This window comes from Sorangium sp. So ce381, assembly GCF_051473845.1.
Taxonomy (GTDB): Bacteria; Myxococcota_A; Polyangia; order Polyangiales; family Polyangiaceae; genus Sorangium; species Sorangium atrum.
The window spans coordinates 12,245,352-12,266,590 of sequence record NZ_CP150336.1 but is presented as its reverse complement, the minus strand read 5'-3'; the positions used below and the strand labels follow the sequence as shown (position 1 = coordinate 12,266,590).

At 73.3% G+C, this 21,239-nt stretch carries 12 protein-coding genes and 1 tRNA gene; 4 read left to right on the top strand and 9 right to left on the bottom strand.

The genetic code is table 11. The features are described 5' to 3' along the window. Positions 1-331: 331 nt before the first annotated feature. On the top strand, positions 332-811 hold the full coding sequence (locus WMF29_RS45985) for a hemerythrin domain-containing protein (RefSeq protein WP_437326364.1): 480 nt from the start codon (positions 332-334) through the stop codon (positions 809-811). A gap of 237 nt (positions 812-1,048) precedes the next feature. On the opposite strand, the gene WMF29_RS45980 is transcribed toward WMF29_RS45985, so the two are convergent. The 4 genes from WMF29_RS45980 to WMF29_RS45965 form a co-directional block, all read right to left on the bottom strand. After that, complete coding sequence (locus WMF29_RS45980) at positions 1,049-1,333, bottom strand: hypothetical protein (RefSeq protein ID WP_437326363.1); 285 nt, start codon at positions 1,331-1,333, stop codon at positions 1,049-1,051. A 15-nt stretch (positions 1,334-1,348) separates the two neighbouring features. After that, entirely contained in the window at positions 1,349-1,567 is a 219-nt protein-coding gene (locus WMF29_RS45975) for a hypothetical protein (protein ID WP_437326362.1), read from the bottom strand. A gap of 50 nt (positions 1,568-1,617) precedes the next feature. Then, entirely contained in the window at positions 1,618-2,175 is a 558-nt protein-coding gene (locus WMF29_RS45970; protein ID WP_437326361.1) for a hypothetical protein, read from the bottom strand. A gap of 234 nt (positions 2,176-2,409) precedes the next feature. After that, positions 2,410-2,574: a DUF1328 domain-containing protein gene (locus tag WMF29_RS45965; protein WP_437326360.1), complete on the bottom strand. Its 165-nt coding sequence runs from the start codon at positions 2,572-2,574 to the stop codon at positions 2,410-2,412. 622 nt (positions 2,575-3,196) lie between these two features. Between WMF29_RS45965 and WMF29_RS45960 the strand changes: the two genes are divergently transcribed. The 3 genes from WMF29_RS45960 to WMF29_RS45950 all read left to right on the top strand — a co-directional run bounded on the left by WMF29_RS45960 (position 3,197) and on the right by WMF29_RS45950 (position 8,168). Further along, the gene (locus WMF29_RS45960; protein ID WP_437326359.1) at positions 3,197-6,043 is read left to right on the top strand and encodes a PAS domain-containing hybrid sensor histidine kinase/response regulator; all 2,847 of its coding nucleotides are present in this window, start codon (positions 3,197-3,199) and stop codon (positions 6,041-6,043) included. Between the two features lie 74 nt (positions 6,044-6,117). Then, entirely contained in the window at positions 6,118-6,534 is a 417-nt protein-coding gene (locus WMF29_RS45955; RefSeq protein ID WP_012241324.1) for a response regulator, read from the top strand. Further along, a complete protein-coding gene (locus WMF29_RS45950) occupies positions 6,531-8,168 on the top strand; it encodes an ATP-binding protein (RefSeq protein WP_437326358.1) in 1,638 nt (545 codons plus the stop codon). The genes WMF29_RS45955 and WMF29_RS45950 overlap by 4 nt, the downstream gene beginning before the upstream one ends. A 6-nt stretch (positions 8,169-8,174) precedes the next feature. Here WMF29_RS45950 and WMF29_RS45945 read toward each other — a convergent pair whose 3' ends face one another. The 5 genes from WMF29_RS45945 to WMF29_RS45925 all read right to left on the bottom strand — a co-directional run bounded on the left by WMF29_RS45945 (position 8,175) and on the right by WMF29_RS45925 (position 21,231). Next, the gene (locus WMF29_RS45945) at positions 8,175-8,798 is read right to left on the bottom strand and encodes a methyltransferase family protein (RefSeq protein WP_437326357.1); all 624 of its coding nucleotides are present in this window, start codon (positions 8,796-8,798) and stop codon (positions 8,175-8,177) included. 626 nt (positions 8,799-9,424) lie between these two features. Continuing rightward, positions 9,425-9,506, bottom strand: a tRNA-Leu gene (locus tag WMF29_RS45940). A gap of 220 nt (positions 9,507-9,726) precedes the next feature. Further along, on the bottom strand, positions 9,727-10,965 hold the full coding sequence (locus tag WMF29_RS45935) for an ATP-binding protein (protein ID WP_437326356.1): 1,239 nt from the start codon (positions 10,963-10,965) through the stop codon (positions 9,727-9,729). A 57-nt stretch (positions 10,966-11,022) separates the two neighbouring features. Next, a complete protein-coding gene (locus tag WMF29_RS45930; RefSeq protein ID WP_437326355.1) occupies positions 11,023-12,807 on the bottom strand; it encodes a carboxypeptidase-like regulatory domain-containing protein in 1,785 nt (594 codons plus the stop codon). Positions 12,808-13,290: 483 nt separating this feature from the next. Beyond that, entirely contained in the window at positions 13,291-21,231 is a 7,941-nt protein-coding gene (locus WMF29_RS45925; protein WP_437326354.1) for a hypothetical protein, read from the bottom strand. Positions 21,232-21,239: the final 8 nt, after the last annotated feature.

Genomic DNA, 21,239 nt, shown 5'->3' with positions numbered 1-21,239 from the left:
TGTCCAGCCTCCAGTGTCTCTTCGCATCCGGAATAAACCTAATCGGCACGGTGATTGCTTGAGTGCGCCTCATGCAGAGGAGGGGGGTGGGGGGCTCGCGCGCTCGCGGGCCTTGCCGCCGATGCTGCGCGCGCTGCGCGACGGCGCGATGTCACCTCGCTGAAGGCTCGGCGCGCCGCCTCGAGCCCTCGGCCGAGGCCGTTGCGTGAGCTGGTCGCGAGCGAGCGAGGGCGACTAGCGCTCTTTTCACCTCGATTTTCACCTCGATGAACGACGACCCATCCACCTCGATGAACAACGACCTGACGTCCCGTCCTTGAGAGGAGAATGCATGAAGGCGACACAGCTCTTGAAGGGGCAACACCGCGAAGCCGAGAGGCTCTTCGCTCTGGCCCTCTCGACCACAGGCGATGTCCGGCGAGCGACGGACGAGCTGACCAAGCACCTCCTCGCCCACATGCTCGCCGAGCAGGTGGTGCTCTTTCCGGAGCTGCTCGCCGTCGAGCCGGACCTCATCAGCGGGGCCTGCGAGGAGCACACGGTCACGCGGTTCGAGATCCGGCGCGTCGTCGGCACGGCGCCGGAGGACCCGAGCTTCAAGGCCAGGCTCGCCACCCTGAGGGACCTCGTCGCGCACCACGCCGAGGAGGAGGAGCGGGACCTCTTGCCGAGGATCGAAGCGGAGCTGACCGAGGACACGAACGAGCGCCTCGGCCGGCAGATGCTGGAGCTCTTCGAGGCGCTCATCGCCCACTCCCGCCGCCCCCACGCCTCGAGCCACGCCCCGCTCCGCACAGCGAGGGCGGCCTGACGGCCGGCGCCCTGCCTCCGGCGGGCGGCGCCAACTGTGCTTGGGAAAGATCACAGAGAGACGGGGAGACAGGGAGATCACTGAGTTTTTTCTCCCTGCCTCCCCGTCTCCCTGTTCCAATTTGACCAGCACCCTCCGGGGCGTCCCGTCGTTCGCCCGCGCTCTCCCGCGGCCACCACAGGCGCTCTGCGAGAGCACCCGCGCGCCCTGCGCGAAGCGCGGGGCGCGCTCGGTGGATCAGGGGCCGGTCGCGGGCGCGTCGCCGGGGCCGGTCGGGCCGCCGTGCGCGGGTCCGTATCCGTGGGACTCGCCGTAGCCGAGATCCTCGGGGATCATGGTGTCCGCCGGGCTCGACGGAGCGGGCGAGGCGGCGCTCCGCGCGTCGTTCGCGACGAGCTCGTAAACGCCGCGCTCGAGCTCCACCTCGTCGAGGGCCGAGCCGCAGGCCCGGCAGGGCGTGGCCGCCGTCGACACGAAGACGTACCGGCGGCCACAGGCTTTGCATCGAAGCTCGCGGATCATCGCTGCTCACCCGGTTCAGCTGGGTTGACCTCGCCGGGCCGCCTCTTCGGCTTCGCGCAGCTCGTCGCCCTCGGGGCCGTCGAGCGCGCGGGCCGCCTCCTCGGCATGCTCCTTGATCTTGCCGGCCTTCACCGACTTCTCCACCCCTTCTCGGTAACGCCGATCGGCCGTGCGGTTGCCCTCTCCCTCGATGTCCGCCGACGGGGTGTGCTGGGTCGCCTTCTGATTCGCCATCCTATCCTCCTCGTGTCGAGCTTTGCTGGGCCCGGGCCAACGGGCTTGCATCAGACGCGCCGCTTCGCCGCCTGGATCGCGCGATCCAGCTCGTCCACGCGCTGGTAGACGCCTTGTTTCACCTGGTCGAGGGTCTCGCTGGTCGCCGCGTCGAGGTCGCGCAGGCTCCTGCGGACCGCCTCCGACTTGTCCTCCACATCCTTCATCAGCCTGCCGACCTCGTCCTTGGGCAGCTTCTTCTCGGCCTTTTCGCGGAGCTCGACGGCATCCTTCTCGAGGCCCTCGATCCTGCGCGACGTGGACGCGCGCACGTCCTCGCGCGCCTTCGCCAGCTCCGCCTGGGCCTCTGCCGTCTTCTCCTGGGCCTCGACGGCGGCGTTGTTGAGCTTCTCCGCGGCCTCCCGGAGCGCGTCGTCGGTCGCCCGCTCGGCCCGCCGGTCGATCTCGGCGACCTTCTTGTCGAGCTCGGTGGCGACCTCCGCCGCCTTCTGCTGCGCCTCGCGCTGCGCGCGCTCGGCCTTGGTTTGCGCGTCCGCCGTGGGAGACTCGCAGCCCACGACGGCGCTCATGACGATGGCGATAGGCAGGAATGTTCGGACGGTCAGCATGATGATCTCCTCTGGTCTGCGGTCGACGCGCGACCTTGCGTCCGGGCGCGAGCCCGGCGCGACGCGGACGCCCCGTCGACGCCGCCCGGGATGGGCCTCATGGCGCGATAGATGGGTCGACCCGCGGTATTGCGTATTGCGACAGACGTGCCATGCGGAACCATGGATACCGCCCGGCCTGGCGAGGCATGTCGCCCCGATCGTGGCCTCCGGGCACGTGCGGTGCGCATGGCGTCAGGTCGGGGCGCGTCGGCCGAGCGCGAGGGAGACGACCGCCAGGACGAGGAAGATGACGAAGAGCAGCTTCGCCACCGAGGCGGCGCTCGCCGCGAGGCCGCCGAAGCCGAGGATCGCAGCGAGGATCGCCACGATGAAGAACGCGATACTCCAACTGAGCATGATAACCTCCTCATTGGGTGAATGACTGGGTGAATCGGTGTTCCAGCGCTTCGATGCTGCGTTGTTGCAGCGATTGCAGCGGTTACGCCGTTACGCTGTTACGTCGTTACGCTGTTACGTCGTTACGCCGTTACGTCATTGCAGCCGACGTGCCGCGACATCGCGAGTTCGCCGGAGCCGCGGAGCGTCCGGGCGCCCCGGCGGCTCGCGGCAGGTGCCGCCGCACGACACGGGCGGGCGGCGTAGCTGCGGCAAATTGCCTCACTCGTGACGTCGCGCACCGCGCATCACGTCGTTCTCGGCTGACCTATCTCGGCACAACGCTTGCTCGCGCCTGGGCTTGTGCGGGTGAGGTGGAAATCAGGCTCAGCTCAAGGCCCATGTCGAGATCGATGTCGACGGAGAGCCGGCCGCGGCTTCAGGAGAGCGGCGGTCGGCCGTCCGAGGCCGCGCGGGCCGCGCTGTCAGCGCGCCTTGTGGCGGCCGGTCAGCTCTCCGAAGATACCGTGCTCGCCGATGCCACCCGCGCCGCTGATCGCCCACCGCCGCTCGCCGCTCGCCGCGCAGGCGCCCTGACGGCGATGTCTGCCGAGGTCGGGCTCCCGCCGCGAACGATCCGATCATGACGATCCCGCTCTCCACGCTCATCAGGACCCGCCGCGAGGCCATCATCGAACGGTTCGTGGGCGAGCTGCGCAAGCGAAGCGCGGCGGTGCGCAACATGCCGAAGCCGCTCATCATCAACTCGCTGCCGACCTTCCTCGACGAGGTGGCCGCCAGCCTGGAGCAGCGCGCATCGACGGCCGGCAGCAAGGAAGCCGCGCGCGAGCACGGCGAGATGCGCTGGGAGCACGGGCTCGACCTGAACGTGATGGTCCGCGAGTACGGCGTCCTCCGGCAATCCATCCTCCGCGAGCTGGAGGAGGCCGGGATCACGCCGGATGTGCGGCAGATCGAGGCGCTCTCCGAGCGCGTGGACGCGGGCATCGCCCAGGCGGTAAGCGAGCACACCCGACTCCAGCTGGAGGCGATCGAGACCGAGCGCCGGCGCACCGAGATCGAGCGGAGCAGGAGCGGCTCGCTGCTCGCTCAGGCGCCCGCGCCGATCTGCTTCCTCAAGGGCGCATCGCTCGTGTTCGAGCTCGCGAACCCGCTCTTCTGCCGCATGGTCGGCCGCGACGATCTCCTCGGCAAGCCGCTCGTCGAGGCGGTCCCGGAGCTCCGCGGGCAGCCGCTGCACGCGCAGCTCGAGGCCGTCCTGGCGAGCGGCGAGCCGAGCGTGGCGAGCGAGATCCCGGTGCGGATCACGCGCTGGACCGGCGAGACGGTCGAGCGGCTGTACAACGTCCTGTGCAAGCCGGTGCACGACGTGAGCGGCGCCGTGGAGGGCGTCATGGCGACGGCGTTCGACGTGACCGAGCAGATCGGCGCGCGCCGGAAGGCGGAGCGGCTCGCGCTCGAGCTCCAGCAGAGCGTGGCCCAGCGCCTGCGCGCGGAGCAGGCGCTCCGCGTGAACGAGGAGCGCTTCCGCAAGGCGCTCCGGGGATCGCCGGTCATGGTGTTCACCCAGGACCGGGACCTGCGCTACACGTGGATGCACAACTCGTTCGGCAAGTCCGAGCGCGAGGTGCTCGGGAAGACCGACGGGGAGGTGCTGGAGGACCCGGAGGCCGCGAGGTCGCTCGATAGGACGAAGCGCGACGTGCTCGCCAGCGGCGTCGGCCAGCGGCGCGAGCTCGCGGTGCGCGCCGGCGGCCGCACCCAGCACATCGACGTCTCGATCGAGCCGCTGAGCGATGACACGGGCGAGATCATCGGCATCACCTGCACCGCGACGGACATCACGGAGCGGAAGTCGATCGAGCAGGCGCTGCGGGCGAGCGAGGCGAGGTTCCGCACCGTGCAGGAGGCGTCGCCCGACGGGTTCATGATGCTGCGCAGCGTGCGCGACGCGTCCGGGGCGATCTCCGACTTTGAGTGGGTCTACGTGAACCCAGCCACGGGGCCGATCGTCGGGGGTCGCGGCAAGGATCTGGAGGGCAAGCGGCTCTCGGTCGAGGTCCCTGGCAGCGCGCTCGCGAGCGCGTTCGACGCGTACGCGCGCGTCGTGGAGACCGGGGAGCCCGCGAGGGTCGAGCTCTTCTGCGCGCACGAGGGCGCTCCGCGGACGTTCCGCGCCATCGCCGTGGCGCTGGGCGACGGCGTCGGCATCTCGTTCCACGACATCACGGAGCAGAAGCGCACCGACGCCGAGCGCGCCCAGCTCCTCGAGCAGGAGCAGCGCGCGCGCCAGCACGCCGAGCAGCTGAACCGGCTCAAGGACGAGTTCCTCGCGACGGTGTCGCACGAGCTCAGGACGCCGCTCCAGTCGATCCTGGGCTGGGCGCGGATCCTCCGCACGGGCGAGGTGGACGCCGAGTCGCTCGAGCGGGGGCTCGCCACGATCGAGCGCAACGCGAAGGCGCAGTCGCAGCTCATCGAGGACGTCCTCGACGCCTCGACGATCATCGCGGGGAAGCTGCAGCTCCGGACCGATCCGGTCGACGTGCGGCAGGTGCTCGCCGCGGCGCTCGACCTCGTGCGCCCGGCGGCGCTGGCGAAGGGCGTCGCGGTCGACATCTCCGTCGCCGACGACGTGGGCATCTTCCTCGGCGACGCGGAGAGGCTCCAGCAGGTCGTGTGGAACCTGCTCACGAACGCGGTGAAGTTCACGCCGTCCGGGGGCCACGTGCGGGCCCTCGCCCGGCGCGTCGAGGCGACGCTCGAGGTCGAGGTGGAGGACAACGGCGAGGGCATCCCGAAGAGCTTCCTCCCGTTCCTTTTCGAGCGGTTCCGGCAGGCGGACGGGGGGATGACCCGGGCCCACGGCGGGCTCGGGCTCGGCCTTGCCATCGTGCGGCACCTGGCGGAGGCGCAGGGCGGCAGCGTGCACGCCGAGAGCGACGGAGAGGGCAAGGGCGCGCGCTTCCGGGTGCGGCTGCCGATCCGCGCGGAGGCGCTCGCGGCGCCGCCGTCCCCGCAGCGCCGGGGCGGCGAGGCGCAGGGGGGCGCGGCGCGGCGCGTCCTCGAGGGCATCCGGGTCCTCGTGGTCGACGACGAGACCGACGCCCGCGAGCTGCTCGGCATCATCTTCGTGCGCGCCGGCGCGACGGTGAGCGAGGCGGCCTCAGCCGGAGCGGCGCTCGAGGCCCTCCACATGGGCGAGTTCGACGTGCTCGTGAGCGACATCGGCATGCCGGGCGAGGACGGTTACGCGATGATGCGGCGGCTGCGCGCGCTGGGGGCCGACGTCCCCGCGAGCGGCATACCGGCGCTGGCGCTCACCGCCTACACGCGCATGGAGGACCGCCGCCAGGCGATCGCCGCCGGCTTCCAGATGCACCTGGCCAAGCCCATCGAGCCGAACAGCCTGGTGACCGCGGTGGCGCACCTCGTGGGCCGCGCGGGCAAGCGTGGTAGCTGGCCGTAGCGCCGTAGCCCCTGCGCGCGGGCTGCGTATGATGCTATCAACGGGCCGGCGCTTGCCCCTCCATGAGGACGCGGATGGACGGTAAAATCCTGAATATTATCCTGGTCGAGGACGACACCGTCGATGTGATGAACGTCCGGAGGGCGTTCGAGAGGGGCAAGATCACGAACCCGCTCTGGGTGGCGGGCGACGGCGTGGAGGGGCTCGATCTGCTGCGCGGCAACCAGGTGCCCAGGGATCGGCGCCTCGTCCTGCTCGACCTGAACATGCCCAGGATGAACGGCATCGAGTTCCTCCGCGAGCTCCGGGCCGACGTCTCGCTGCGGGCGACGCCCGTCGTCGTGCTGACGACCTCGAACGACGATCGGGACAAGGTGGACGCGTACGATCTGAACGTCGCGGGCTACCTGCTCAAGCCGGTGACGTTCATGAGCTTCGTCGAGCTCATGACGGCGCTGAACCGATACTGGACGCTCGTGGAGATGCCTTGAGCCCGAGGTCGGTTCGCCTCCTCGTCGTCGACGACGACACGGTCGATCGGATCGCGATCTTGCGCGCGCTGCGGAGCGGCCGCGTCGACGCCGAGATCAGGGAGGCCGATTCCGTCGATTCGGCGCTCGCGGTGCTGTACGAGCAGCAGATCGACTGCGTGCTGCTCGACTATTACCTCCCCGGGGGCGACGGGCTCGCGGTGATCGAGGCGGCGCGCAACGCGAAGCTCACGGCGCCGTTCATCATGCTGACCGGGCAGGGCGACGAGTCGCTCGCGGTCGATCTGATGAAGCGGGGCGCGGCGGACTACGTGCCGAAGAACCTGCTGACGCCCGAGCGGCTGGTGCAGAGCCTGCGCCACGTCCTGCGGCTGAGCGAGGCGGAGCGCCGCGAGGAGGAGGCGCGCAGGGCGCTCGCCCGCCACGCGAACCAGCTCGCGCAGCTCACCGAGGCGACGCTGCGCATCCACCGGTCGCTCTCGCTGAACGAGCTGATCCAGCGCACCACCGACGAGGCGCGCGCGCTGCTCGACGCCGGCGTCGCGGCCTCGCGGCTGGCGGCGCGGGGCGCGGAGCAGCGGCCTCTGACGGGGATCTCGCTGTCGGAGGAGTACGCCGCGCGGGAGGACCGCGACGGCATCCGCGAGGTCGCGTTCGGCCTGATCGAGCGGAGGAGCACCAGCGTCCGGCTGACGGGCGACGAGATCGCGAGCGATCCGACGTGCGCCGACGTGCTCTCGCGCTCGCCGGCGGAGCTCCACCCGCGCTCGCTCCTCGCGGCGCCGCTGCGCGGCCGGGACGGCCAGTGCATCGGGAGCATCCAGCTGCTCGATCGGCGCGACGGCCCGTTCGTGGAGAGCGACGAGGTGCTGCTCACCCAGCTCGCGCAGTCGGCCTCCGTCGCCCTGGAGAACGCGCGGCTCTACAACGAGGCGCAGGCCGCGACGCGCGCCCGGGACGACCTCCTGGCGATCGTGTCGCACGATCTCCGGAACCCGCTCAACACGATCGCGATCACGGCGTCGCTGCTGCGGAGCGATCTGCTCCTGCGGAAGGACGGCGACGACGACGACGCCGTCCAGCTCGTCGACCGCATGGACCGCGGCATCCAGAGCATGACGCGGCTCATCGAGGATCTGCTCGACGCGTCGCGCATCGAGGCGGGGCGGCTCGTGGTGTCGCCGAGGGTGGAGCGGGGCGGGACGCTCGTCCGCGAGGCCCTCGACGCCGCCGCGTCGCTCGCGGAGGCGAAGGGCTGCCGGGTGACGCAGGGGCCGCTCGACGCGGGCCTGGAGGTCCTCGCCGACCGGGATCGCGTGCTCCAGGTCTTCTCGAACCTGCTCGGCAACGCGCTGAAGTTCACGCCGAGGGGCGGCGTCGTGAGCGTGTCGCTCCGCCGGGTCGCCGACAGCGCGCGCTTCTCGGTGGCCGATACGGGCCCGGGCATCCCGCCCGAGCACCAGCCGCACCTCTTCGATCGCTACTGGAAGGCCTCGCAGGAGTCGCGCACGGGGGCGGGGCTCGGCCTCTACATCGCGCGGGGCATCGTCGAGGCGCACCACGGGACCATGGCGGTCGAGAGCGCCCCGGGCCAGGGGACGACGATCCACTTCTCGCTGCCCCTGGCGAGCTGAGGGGCGTCAGGGCGACGGCGGCGAGCTCCCTCGGCCGATCCCGGGCAGGAAGCGGCCGACCTGCGCGCAGTAGGCCGCGTACGCGCCGCCGTGGGTGCGCAGGAGGTACGGCTCCTCGACCAGGCGGACCTGCAGCTCGATCGCGATGACCAGCGCGACGAGCGAGGCGAGCGCGGCCGCGTTCGGGAGGATCAGCAGCAGCCCGAGCGCGGCCAGCATCATGAAGCTGAAGACGGGGTTCCGCACCAGAGCGAACGGGCCTCCGGTCACGAGGCCCGTGCGCTCCGCCTCGCTGACGCCGATGCGCCAGGACGCGCCCATCGCGCCCTGGGACCAGAGCGTGCCGAGCGTCCCCGCGATCGTCATGGCCGCGCCGAGGCCGACGAGGGGCAGGCCTGGATCGGCGAGGGGCCCGATCCAGGCCGCGAGCTCCGCGACGGGGGCCAGCGCTCCCAGGACGAGCGCGATCACGAAGAGCACGCCGCCGAGCCACGGCAGCGACCCCGGTGGCCCCGAGATGCCGCGGAAGCCCGCCGATCCTGTCGCGCTGCGCTGCCTGAGCGAGCGCCATCCGAACGCGAGCGCAAGGTAGATCCCGTAGAGAACGAGGGCGAGCCAGGGCCGATTCATGCCGAGCTTTCCTGTCGATGGGTCAGCCGGTGGAGGACCGGCAGGACGATGCACTCTGGAACATCCGGAGTGGACCCTCCACGAACGGCATGGATCCTCGTTCGAAGCCCCTTGCCGCGGACACCTGGCACACACAACCGATGGATCGATTGGCGTCGACTCCAGCGCGATAGGGACATGGCCCATCGTCCGTAGCGAGCGAGTCTGCGCGGATTGCCTGGGCCGGACAGCCAGCGAGAAGCCTCGGGGGCAGCCGCCGAAACGACGCGTCGGCCCAACCGATCGGAGGAGCCCTGAGGCCTCTCCAGCGCGCTCTCATGTGCATCCCCTGCGCGAACTCGCGTGACATCCGCTCCGAACAGGCGGTCTGTCGCACGCCTCCCCCGGAGCGCCACGCTCCACGCGGCATGCGCTGCCCGCATGCATCGCCCCGCGTCCAGCTGGCGCAGACGAGCGCTCAGCGGTGCCAGGGCGAGCCGTCGAGGTTCAGACGCGAGCTCCGAAACCGTGCGGCCCCGTCAAGACACAGGGGCGGCGCCACCGGTACCGCACACGCGCTGAGGGAAAACACTCAGCCAGGTGTGCACAAGGATTGGAGAACGATGCGTCGAGAGAGAGACAGGGAGTGCGAAGGGGGGGACTTGAACCCCCACGGTGTTACCCGCTAGCACCTCAAGCTAGTGCGTCTGCCAATTCCGCCACCTTCGCGAGTGCGGTTGCGGGACGGAACCTACCCAGCTGGCCGGGGAAGTCAAGCTAATCCTCACATCGTCGTCACACGGCGCAGCGCCCGCGCTGCTCAGCCGTGGCGGCCTCCCGGCCTTGGCCGATCGCCCGCTGCCCAGGCTGCGGCCGCGCGACCGGGGCGCGCACCAGAAGGGCACGCCCGCACCGCACCGAGCGCTGCGCGCACCCTCCCGCGGGCCCTTCAGCGGACGAGCGCCTCGACGATCTCGCGGATCTCGAACGGCTTGCGCACCCAGGACACGCCGGAGTTCGCGGGGAGAGGATCGGCGCCGGCGCTGCCGGACATGACCACGAGCCGCACGTCCGGGTTGGCCCTGCGCACGGCGGAGACGGTGCCGAGGACGTCCTGCTGGATCGGCGAGATGTCGAGCAGCGCAGCCTGGAACGGCCCGGAGGCGAGGGCCCCCGGGAGCTCGAGCGCGCTCTGCACGCTGACGATGCTCGCGCCACGCGCGGTGAGCGCCGTGTCGAGCAGATCCACCACCGCGTCGTCGTCCTCGACCACCAGGATCCTGACGCCGTCCAGGACCGTCCCCGGCTGCGACGGCGACGCCATGCTCCGCGGCACGGGCGGCCCTTCCTCGGCGCCTGCTTCGCGGGGCGGGGCGTCGGCAGGCGGAGTGTCCTCGACGGGCCAGCGCAGCTCGAAGCGAGCGCCTTCCTCCGAAGGCACGAGCGCGAGCCCGCCGCCGGCAGCGCTCGCCAGCGCCGCGGAGTGGCGGAGACCGATGCCCGCTCCGCCAGGCCGCGTCGAGACGCCCGAGCTCAGCAGCGTCGCGCGGCGCGACGGCGGGACGCCGGGCCCCTGGTCCGCGACGCCGATGACGACCGCGGCGCCCTCGAGCCTGGCATCGACACGGACGGACGAGCCGCGGGGCGACAGCGCCACCGCGTTGAGCAGCAGGTTCGTCAAGATCTGCACGACCGCAGCGCCGTTGCTCACGCCGGTCCGCGCGATCGCGGGCTCGATCACCGCGCGGAGCGCGATCGCGGAGCGCCGCGCCTCGGGCTCGAGCCCCGTCACGGCATCGTCGATGACGTCGGCGATCAGGCGCGCCGGCTCCCCCAGCGGCCTCGACGCCACCTCGCCGTCGCCCGCCGGACGCCCCTCGCCCTCGGCGCCGATGGCTCGCCGGATCAGGCGGCGAGCGTCGCGCGCGCGGGAGGCAGCGACGCCGAGCGCACGGCCCAGCTCGGGGCCTTGCTCGCCCTGCGCGCGCTCGATGCAACCCACGATGACGGTGAGCGCGTTGGAGACCTCGTGCAGCGCGATCGCGAGCTCCTGCGCAGACGGAAGCGAGGTCCCGGTCGCGCGCTCCTCGTCGGCGCGCTGGCCCAGGTCGCCGCGTAGAGGAGGCGCGAGGGTCAGGCCATCCTCGGTTGAAGGCTCCGATGTCCCACCGCGCGTCGGCTGCGCCACGGGCGTTAGCCTATCTCGCTCCGCGCTGAGCTGGTACCGCCCTTTTTCGCTCCGACTTCACCGGGACATCGATGGGGGGAGCGGCAGCACATAGGAGCCATCGGCCGCCGACCGGGTCTCGCCGATCTGGATGCCCCTCGCGGCCGTATCCCGCGCGGTCGTGCTCTGGACGGGCAGCCAAGCCACGACCGTGGCGTCGCCGAGACGGGCGCCCGACGCGTCGCGGACGACGCCCTGGAGAACGGCCGGGTACGACATGGCGAGCTCGAGGTCGGTGACCGCGGCATCCATCGCGGAGACCGCAAGGCGCGGCCGGACGAGCCAGGGGTAGGCGGAGCCGGGCATCGGGCGGACCGAGAAGTCGAACTCCCCTGGGTCGACGCCGATCGAGAAGGTGCCGTCACGGAGGACCCCGGACGCCTGCCGGGGCAGCAGCGGCTCGGGCGTCAGCACCTGGCCGATGTACGCCGTGACCTGGCCACGGGAAGGGACCGCGAACACGCTGGCGCCATCCATCAGCTCGCCCATGGGCCCCTGGACGCGGCCGGTCAGCGTCCCGGCCTCGGGGATGATGACCGACTGACCGCAGTAGCAGTCGTCGCTGGCGGCGAACTTGAGCGTCTGCTTGGCGGCCGCCTTGGTGGTGTCGTTGATCGGCTGCGCGAAGAGGACGTACTCGCCTGGCGGGAGGTCGGCACGGAAGAGGCCGTTCGCGTCCGTCTCGGTGTCCAGCTTGTAGGCGGCGGTGGGCGCCCTGTCGATGACGGCGCTCTGGATGCGGACGGCGGAGAGCACCGGGTTGCCTGCCGCATCGAGCGTCTGACCTTCCACGCGGCGCGCCGCCGCGTCGAGCTGGAGGAGCGACAGGTCCAGGTTCCCCGTGGAGCCCTGGAGCGCGAGCGCAGCGAGGTCCCAGTAGACCGTGGGCCTCGGCTCGCCGTCCTTCGGGCGCAGCCGGATGAGCGGGCTCCTGTCCTTGTCCTTGTCGGCCCAGTAGAACTTCAGGCTGAACTTGACCTGCGTCGCGGTCGCCTGCGGGTCGGGCTCGGCCTGTTGGAGGAGGCCTACCTGGGAGAGGACGCTGCCGGTCACCGGGTCGACGAGATCGAGCTTCCACCCGTCGACGCGCACGCCCTCAGGCACCTGCAAGCTCCCCTGGAGCACGGAGGGCGCCTCGGCGTTGATGCCGAGCGTCCACTGCTCGGGGACCACCTGGTTCGGCAGGAAGATCGGCGGAGGGATGTCGTCGCGGCAGTCGGCGCGCGCCTGCGGCGTCAGCGAGATGTGGTAGTCGCCTGCAGGGATCTCGATCTGGAATCTCTGGCCGCCTTCGCCGTTCGGCTCCGAGAGCGTCGAGTAGGTCTGGGTGGGCAGGCCCAGGATGGGCGCGATGCGCCGGAACTCGACCTTCAAAGGGAACTGCCCGCCGGTCACGGGGAGCTGCCCGCCGGTGAGGCCTTCGCAGTAGGAGCCGCCGAGGCGCACCGTGGCCTCCACGCGCGCGGGCATGGGGATCGTGAGATCGACGGAATGCACCTGCCCGCCAGGGTCGTGAGGGGGGAAGCCGCTCGCTGCGTCGATGGCGAGGAGATGGGAGACCTCCGCGCCCAGCTCGGGCGAGGCGCGCGGCCGGATCTCGAGGATGAGCCCGTCGAGGTTCGCGCTGGTCGAGACGCACGCGCGTTGCCCGCTGACATCGGCGCAGGTCGCCTCCGGGCCGCACTCGACCGACCTGTCGCAGGCGTTCATGGGGGCGGAGTCCGCCATCTCGAGGGGAATGCCGCAGGCCACCGAGGTTAGGCAGGCGAGCAGCGCGGCGCACACGACGGGTCGCGAGCTCACCGTGCCCTCCTCGCCGAGGACGCGGCGCGCGCAGCGCGGAGCAGGAGCCGCCCCCGGCGCGATGCGGCGGGACAGCGCCGCGGGTCCGCAGAGACGCTGGCGACCGATGGCCGCCGAGCTGATGAGAGCGACGCGCGGAGCCCGAACGGGTCCGCACCCGAGCAGGCGCAGGGGAAAATCACACCTGCGCGAGAAGGCGATGTTCGTGCCAACCGACAGACGGCGTTCCGGGCAGCGTGGGGCGTGCATCCGCTCGACAGGGCGCCGCGCAACCAGCGGCGGCGCTGTGACAGCGCTGTCGCGTCGAGACGGATGCGCCGATGCGGCCACCCCGCAATCATCGCACCCGGGCGAAGTACGGACATGCACACGGGGAAGCTCGGTTGGGACGGGATACGACCGGGCTCCGGTCGGCTCTGCGGGGGCGCGAGGTCTGCAAGGAACATGACGCCGCCGACGTCCGCGCGGTGGGTGCCGCGACGCCTACGTGCCTGCACGGAAGCGCGAGCTTCCCGTGTCGACCCGCCGGAGTGAAGGCACCGTACCTGGCTGCCATCGCGCTTCGGCGTACTCCATCCGCGTCGCGAGGCGTACGAGATCGGCGATCTCGGGGACCGACGCGCAGGCCGCGGCGAGCCCTTCGGGGTCGGAGAGCGGGACCGCCAGCTCCAGGCCGCGCTCCTTGATGGTCGCGCGCACGGCCGTGGCGACGTTGCCCGCGGCGAAGAGGCCAGCGCGGCGCATCGCGGTGCGGGTCGTCTTGACGGCCCCCTCGTAGGTGATCTTGTCGGCGCTGTCGCAGATCTCGCGGAGTCGACGCTCTGCGCGCGGCGGGATGAGCTGCCAGAGGTTCTGCTCGAGCCGCACCACCGCCGGGTTGCCGCGGGCGCTGTGCGCGGTGGCCTCCAGAGGACCGAACGCGGCGACGATGGCAGAGAGCAGCGTGCGGAGCTCATCCTCCGAGCTGGTGTTCACCAGGACATGGTCGGGCATGGCGCCAGCGAGCTGAGCGCCGAGCAGGTAACGCAGCTCGGGGGTGTCCTCGCGGACCTCGCCCCGCAGCAGCACGGCCGGCGGGTTGACCCGGATGATCTGCCCCTCCGGCGACGACGGAGCAGGCAAGGGAGCGCGCTGGTGGAAGAGCGCGGTGCGCAAGAGGCCGAGGTGAGCGGCCATGACGCCGTAGATCTCCCCGAGGAGGGTGGGCGATGTCGGCTGGATCCGCTCGGAGGGGACGAGCCCGGACTGGCCTGCGTCGCGGCGATAGAGGCCCGTCTCCCAGACGATCGCGAGCGCTTCGTTGACCGGCGACTCCAGATCGCGGAAGAGCAGCGCGCTCACGAGCTCCGGCGCGTCGCGCTGCGCGGCGAGGGGCGGCGGCGTGACGACGCCCTCGCCGGGCCGATCGGACGGCTCGTCACCGTCGAAGGCGCGCAGCACGTGCTCGATGGCGCGGGCGTAGGTCATGTTCTTGTCGGCGATCGCGGCCGCCTGGAGGCGCTCCAGGGTGCTCCGGTCGCCGAGGCGCAGGTGGGCCTGCATCCGTCGGACCGCCAGCGCCTCCCGCGAGCGATCGTCGCGCGGAGCGAAGCTCTTGATGAGCCGCTCGCCAGCGTCGAACGAGCCCGCGGCGAGCTCGCGGAAGAGCGCGGCTTCCTCGAAGCTCTCGGCGGCGGACGGCGACCACGCGGCCACGAGCCGCGTCGCGGAGGAGGGCGGCTGGATCGACGCCGGGGCGGAGACCGGGGGCCCGGCGTGCGGCGCGCCGACGCTGGAGCGGCCCGACGCGGCGCCGCCGCGCGCGGCGTTGCTCTCCGCGGGACCTGGCGCAGCGCTCGGTGGCGGCCCCGGCGAGGCCGCGGTGCTCGCCGTCCCGTCGAGCAGATCGTCGTCCGAAAGCTCGGCAGAGGTGGATTGAGACGGGTCGTCGGCGATCAACCCCTCGTCGAGCGGGTCGTTGAGCTCGACGAGATCGATGTGCGGGTTGCTCGAGGCCGGCGCGCCGCTGGACGGCGCGCGGCTGCTCGCAGGCCCGACGCCGCTCGACGGCGCGCGGCTGCTCGCGGGCCCAGCGCCGCTCGACGGCGCGCGGCTGCTCGCGGGCCCGACGCCGCTCGACGGCGCGCGGCTGCTCGCGGGCCCGACGCCGCTCGACGGCGCGCGGCTGCTCGCGGGCCCGACGCCGCCCGACGGCGCGCGGCTGCTCGCAGGCCCAGCGCCGCTCGCTGCCGACGCAACGCTGGGCGGCGCCTCTGGTGCCGCCTGGGCCGGCTCCGCGGCGCCTGCGCGGAGCGTCGTGGCCTGGGGCACTTCCTCGGGAGGCAGGGTCGCCCGCTCGCTGGCCAGCTCGGCGTTCAGCTCGGCGATCTTCAGCCCCAGCGAGCGATCCGTGCCCGCGAGCACCGTGGCCTGCGAGAGGATCTTCGCCGCGCGATCCGGGTCGCTCGACGCGTGCAGACGCGCGAGCTGCATCAGCGCGCGCGCGCGATCGATCCCCGAGCTCTGCGCGGCGAGCTCCTCGAGCGCCTTCCGGGCGGCCTCGGGCTCGCCTCGCGCAGCCGTGAGCTCCAGCTGGCGGCGCAGCGCGAGCGTGCGCGTCTCCGGCTCCGCCGCGGCCTCCTCGAGCAGGCGCGCGGCCGCCTCGAGATCGCCGGCGTTCTGAGCGTTCTCGGCGGCGGCTAGCGCGACCCGACCGCGCGCGCGCATGCCCTGGAGATCGCCGCCGAGCGCGCGATCGAACAGCGGGAGGGCGGCAGAGAAGTTCCGCTTCAGGGCCAGGCGCTCCGCCATGCCGAGCGCGACCAGCGTGCTCGGGCCGACCTCGGCGTGGCGCCGGGTCAGCTCCCGCATGCCGGCGCCGTGGCCCTGGATGACGTCGAGCGTCTCGGCGAGCAGGAACGCGTGCAGGTCGACGTGCGCCGGGCGCAGGCGCGGCGCGATGCGGCCGAGCTCCTCCACCGCGGCCTGCGCGTCGCGCGGCGTCCCGGTCCCGCGCAGGCGGTACTCGATGCGGCGCGCCTCGAGGACGGCGTCGGGCGACTCCGGGGCGAGCTTCACGGCGCGGCGAGCGCGCTCGAGCGCCGTCGCGTCGTCCCCGAGCGTCGAGGTGGCGCGCGCCGCCTCGACCAGCAGCTGCGCGCGCCGCTCCGGGGCGTCGCGCGACGCGCTGGCGAGCTGATCGAGCGCCGCGGCGAGCGCGTGGCCGTCCCCCTCCCGGCGGGCGATCTCGACGCGGAGCTCGATCACGGCCTCCCGCGGCGCGATGCGAGCGACGCTCTCCAGCGTGTCCTTCGCCGACTCGACATCCCCGCCGCCGAGGTAGCTGCTGCACGCGCGGAGGCTGTACTCGGCCCGCTCGTCGGTGGTCGTCGCGAGATCGCCCAGCCTGCACCAGAGCGGGGCGGCGCGGAGCGGCGTCCCGAGCCGCTCGTGGATGTCCGCGAGGAACCTCAGCGCGCTCACGTCGTCGGGCGACGCCGCGAGCAGGGCCTCCAGCTCGGCGCACGCCTCGTCGAGCAGGCCGAGGCGCTGCTCGAGCAGGGCGGCCCGCCGGAGCCGCAGCGCGCGCCGCGTGTCCGGCAGCGGAGCCACCTCGATGCGCCGCGCGAGGAGGGCGGCGACCGCGGCGTGATCGCCGCGGTCGCTCGCGTCCTGCTCGACGATCTCGACGGCGTGCATGTCGGTGAGATCCAGCCGGGCGATCGCCTCGTAGAGCGCCACCGCGGCGCCGCGATCGCCGAGCTCCTGGGCCAGCGGCGCGAGCTCGCGAAGCACGAGCAGCCGCTCCTCGTCGCCGGTCAGGATGCCCTGGAGGCGCGTGAGCACGTCGAAGAGCCGCTGGCGATCGTCGGTGCTCCGCGCGAGCTGGATGAGCTCGTCGATGTGCGCCTCGTCGAACGGCGTCTTCTGCGCGGCTTCGAGGAGGAGCTCCACCGCGCCATCGAGATCGCCGCCGGCGGCGAGGATGCCGGCGAGCTCGCGCGTCAACCCGAGGCGGACGTCATCCGGCAGGTCGATGCGCGCGAGCTCGGACTGGACGAGCGCCTCGAGATCGGCGCCGCGACGCTCGGCCGCGTACAGCCGGCGCAGCCGGGTGACGACCTCGGTGCGCACCTCGCCCAGGAGCTGGCCGCCGGCGAGCGCCCGCTCCAGGGCGACGGTGGCCTCGGCGCGCTGGCCCTCGCGCTCGTGCTTGTCGGCGAGGTGCAGCAGCGCCTCGAGGCGCCGCGCGACCGGCAAGGCATCGTCCAGCGAGCGCTTCAGCGCCTCGTCCCCGCTGGCCTCGACGGCCGCCTCCGCCTCGTACGCGAGCGCGTCGTCCTCCGGCGCGCGCCGGGCCGCCTCCACGAGCAGCGCCGCCGCGACCGGCGGCACGTTCAAGGCGCCCGCGAGCTTGCTCGCCCACCTGAGCAGGCTGGGACCGACGCTCGAGTGCGGCCTCATCGCTGCGGCGTACACCGCCGCGACGAGGTGCGACGCCGGCTCGGTCTGCTGCGCGAGCTCGCCGACGATGTCGAGGAGCGTCTGGAACTCGTCGACGTCGCCGTCGGCGAGCATCGCGCGCTCGATCGCGGCGAGCGCGAGCGCGGGCGAGTCGAGGACGGCGACGGCGATGCGCGCCATGGCGAGCCCCGCGCGGGCCCCCTCGGGGCCGTCGAGCTTCGCGATGCTCGCCTTGACCGCGCGGTCGAAGCGGATGGTCTCGACCTCCGGCTGCCCCGTGCACGCGACGAGATCGCGGATGGCCGCGCCGACGTCCTCGACGAGCGCCGGATCCGGGCGCACGACCATCGCGCGGAGCAGGATGTCGAGGCGCAGCCGGAGGCCCTCCTCCGTGCGGCCTGTGAGGGCCGCGGCGCGCTTCAACCAGGCATTGCGCGTCGCCGGATCGGCCGTCGCCGCCACCCGCTCGAGCGCGCGCACGGCGTCCGACGGCTCGCCGACGTGCTCGGCGAGCCGAGCGAGCAGCACGTACGAGGTGCCCTCGGTGGGGACCGCCTCGAAGCTGGCCACGGCGTGCGCGAGCGCGAGCTCGAACGCGCCGCGCCGCTCCAGCTGCCGCGCCGCGCGGTAATGGGCGGCGCGGCGCCCATAGCAGCCGAGGGCCGCGCCGGCGAGCAGCCGGTAGGTCTTGTCGAGGACGACGATGCCGCCGTCGGCGTCCGCCGATTTCTCGACCAGCGCGACGGCGTCGGCGCGGAGGGGATCGAGCTCGATCGCGCTCGCCGCCGCGGAGAGCGCGCGCTCGGGCAGGCCGTGCTCGTGCGCGAGGTTGGCGGCCTCGATCAGCAGGTTGGCGCGCCTGCGTCGCTCGGGCCCGACGTCGCCCGACCAACCGTTCTCGTCCGCGGCGGGCTGCGCTCCTCCCTCGCCCCGGGCCTCCGCGGAGCGCGCGACGAGCGCGTCGATCGCCGCCTCGACGCCCGCGAACTCGCACATGTCCCGCGCGTAACGCTCGGTCCCGCCGCTCGGCGCGAGCTCGCTCGCGCGGAAGAACGCCTCCTCGGCGCCCCGGTGATCCTCCGCCAGGTCCCAGCGCAGGCTGCCGAGCTCACGCCACGCTGCCGCGGCCTCTCCCGCCGTGTCGGCGCCCCGCGCGGCGAACGCCCGGGCCTTCGCCTCGGCCAGCGCGATGGCGCCGTCGGAGCTGAGCCCCTTCGCGTCGAGCAGCGACGACTCGAGGCGCTGGACCCGCGTGAGGACCTCGTGAGGATCCGCCTGCACGGCGGCTGCGCGCGCGAGCTCCTGCGCCGCCCCGTCCGGATCGCCGCCGTCGAGCCGGCAATCGGCGAGCATGAACATCAGCTCGGGGGCGTGCGACGCCGTCATCTCGACGGCCAGCCACCGCTCGAGCACGGTCACGGCGAGGTGAGGGTCGCCCGCCCGGCGCGCGAGCTCCAGCAGCCGCTCGCGCAAGAGCGGGTTCTGCGGTCCGAAGACGTCGAGCGAGCGCCTCGCGAGCGCCGTGCCGCGCTCGGGATCGAGGTCGTAGAGGGCGTGCAGCGCGCTCGCCAGCGCGGCCGCCATCTCGCCGAGCGGCTTGGGCTGCGCCAGGATCCACGCGAGCGCGTCCGAGAGCCGGGCCGCGTCGCCGGCGGCCGCGGCGCGGCGGATGAGCTCCGCGGTCGCCTGGGGGCACCCTGGCCGCAGCGCGAGCCAGCGCTGGGTCCACGCGAGCGCGAGCGGCAGCTCGCCCAGCGCCTCCAGCGCCCTCGCGAGGCCGTCGCAGAGCGCGCCGCGCGGGAACACCGTGGTGATGGAGCGCTCGATCGCGGCCGCCACCGCCCGGTCGACCTCGAACGGAGGCGCCTCGCCGGCCTCGGCGGCGGCGGCGAGATCTGCCGTGAGGATGGAGGCGAGCGTGGCCACGGCGCGCGCGGACGACGGATCGGCCTCGCAGGCGAGCAGCGCGACCTCGCGCGAGAGCGCCCGCTGCGTCCGTTGTTGGTAGAGCGCCGCCGCGATCGAGAGCAGCACCGCGCGCAGCGCCGGCCAGACCGGCGCGGCGAGCTGCACGAGCGCGTCGGCGCGCTCCCGCAGGCGCCCGGTCCGCGTGGCCAGCACGAGCGCAGCGCTCGCCGCGCCGCGGTGCCCCGGGGCCTCGCCGAGCAGCGGCAACACCTCGTCGAGGGCGCGGGCGTCCTGGCCTTGCCGCCGCGCGATCGCCGACAGGAGGAGCCTTGCGCGCACCAGCTCGACCCGCGTCAGCAAGGACGCGCGGATCGCCTCGGACCTCGCGGAGCGCGCGCCCTCGGCCTCGGAGGGCGCCCGCAGCGCCTCGGCCAGCCGCGCGCGGAGCAGGGCGTCGAGCGCGGCGCCGCCCCCGGTCCGCCGGCTCAGCCGATCGAGCGCCAGCAGGCAGCCGCGGTCGGCCGGCAGCGCCCGCGAGAGCCCCACGAGCGCCTCCTCGTAGGCCGCGCGCTCCTTCGGGCGGCCGCGGTAGATCACGACGAGCCGGCGGAGCGCGTCGATCCGCCCCTCGGCGGTGTCCGCGCCGCGGAGCGCGCGCTGCGCCGCCGAGAGCGCCTCGTCCTGCCCCTTCAGCCGATCGGCGATCCGCTGGAGCCCTGCCTCGGCGTGCTTCGGGTCGCCGCCGACGTCTCTCAGCGTCTCGAGCGCCCAGCGCGCGAGGCCGGGGTCGCCGATCTTCTCTTCCGCGAGGCGCGCGAGCTCCGAGAGCGCGTCGATCCGCCCCGCTGCGTCCTCCGTCGCCCTCGCGTCCGAGCCCTCGCCGATGCGGATGAGCGCCTCGACGAGGGGCGCCATGTCGTGCAGGGTCGCCGCGTGGTCGCGCAGCGCGGAGCGCGCGGCGGCGCTGCCGGAGTCGCTCGCCGCGGCCTCGATCCAGGCCTCCACGGCGCGATCGGGGCTCGCGAGCGGGCCAGCGTGGAGCCGCGCGAGCGCCACGTACGCCTCGGCCCTCGACGCCCCGACCCGCTGCTCCGCCCTGAGCTCGATCCGCGCGGCCACGAGCTCGTAGAGCCCCGCCTGCTCGAGCACCTCGTCGATCGCGCGGGCGGCGTCGCCGTCGATCGCCCCGTCGAGGCCGGCGTCGAGCACGCACCCGACCGCGCGCGCCCAGTCGCCCTCGTTCGTCGCGCCCTGGAGCCGGTGGCCGTGCACCTCCATCGCGCGTCGCAGGCTGGCGGGGCCAGCGGCCTCGCCCTCGCCGCGAGCCGCCCGCGCCGCGAGCGCGTCGGCGTGCGTCCGGAGCACCTCGTCGGCCGCGCCCTGCCGGCTGCGCAAGAACAGCGCGGCCGCCATGGCTTTGGCCGCCATGTCGTCGTGAGGCGCGATCTCGAAGGCGCGCAGGCGATCCTCGAACGCCGCCTCCCGCTCCCGCGCGGCTTCGCGCCGCTTGGCCGCCTCCAGGTACGCCTTCGCCGCGGCCGCGGGGAACACCTCGTCCGACGCCCAGGCCGCGATCGTGCCGAGAAGCTCGCTCGCCATCGCGTCGTCCGGGGCGAGCTCGCTCGCCTCTTCGAGCGCGTCGACAGCGCCCGCGACGTCGCTGGCGCGCGCGAGGAGCACGGCGATCTTCACCAGCATCCGCGCCGTCGCGGCGGGCGGCTGCGCGTCGTCGCGGAGGCCGCGCAGCGCCGCCGCGGCGAGGGCTGGCTCGCCCAGCCCGGCCAGCCAGCCGGCGAGCTCGCTCCTCATCGCCGGATCGTCGCCCAGCGAGAGCGCCCGGCGGGCGAGCACCGCCGCCTGGTCCAGCTCGACGCCGCGCGCGGCGAGGGTCCTCGCGAGGGCGAGGGCTGCCTCGCGCTCCCCTTGCACGTCGCCGGCCGCGCGGCGCTCGTCCACCCGCGCGCGCCAGTAGGCCTCTTCAGCCCGCGGGCCGCGGTGGCGCGACACCGGCGCGATCACGCGGGCCCCTGCGAGGACCAGCTGCCCCGCAGAGGCGGGCCCGGCAGGATCCATCAGCTCCG